Here is a 321-nt window from a genome sequence, read left to right as displayed (position 1 = left end):
CGCGACCGCGCGCGGGCGGCGAGGGCCGGAACGATTTTTGAAAGCTGATGCCTGGCCAGCGCGTGATCCGAGGGATCCGGTTTTCCGAAAGATCACGCTCAAATAGGCCCAACAAACGAGGACTAAGAACGATGCAGCCAAACCTGAAATTCTCGCGAGGCGAATTTGCCGAACGCCTCGCCAAGACGCGGAAGGCCATGGAGGCCAAGGGGGTCGATCTGCTGATCGTCAGCGATCCCTCCAACAGGGCATGGCTGACGGGTTATGACGGCTGGTCGTTCTATGTGCAACAGGCGGTGATCGTGCCGCCGTCAGGCGAGC

At 60.7% G+C, this 321-nt stretch carries 1 protein-coding gene; it reads left to right on the top strand.

Annotated elements, in window-relative coordinates:
• Window positions 1–131 precede the first annotated feature (131 nt).
• Window positions 132–321, top strand: a 190-nt coding sequence (locus EN804_RS35850; protein WP_189602212.1) for an aminopeptidase P family N-terminal domain-containing protein, incomplete at its 3' end; no start/stop codon positions are given.

This window comes from Mesorhizobium sp. M8A.F.Ca.ET.161.01.1.1 (assembly GCF_004792105.1).
In the GTDB taxonomy this organism is placed as follows: domain Bacteria; phylum Pseudomonadota; class Alphaproteobacteria; order Rhizobiales; family Rhizobiaceae; genus Mesorhizobium.
The sequence above is the reverse complement of the archived record's forward strand: the minus strand, read 5'-3'. Positions and strand labels throughout refer to the sequence as shown.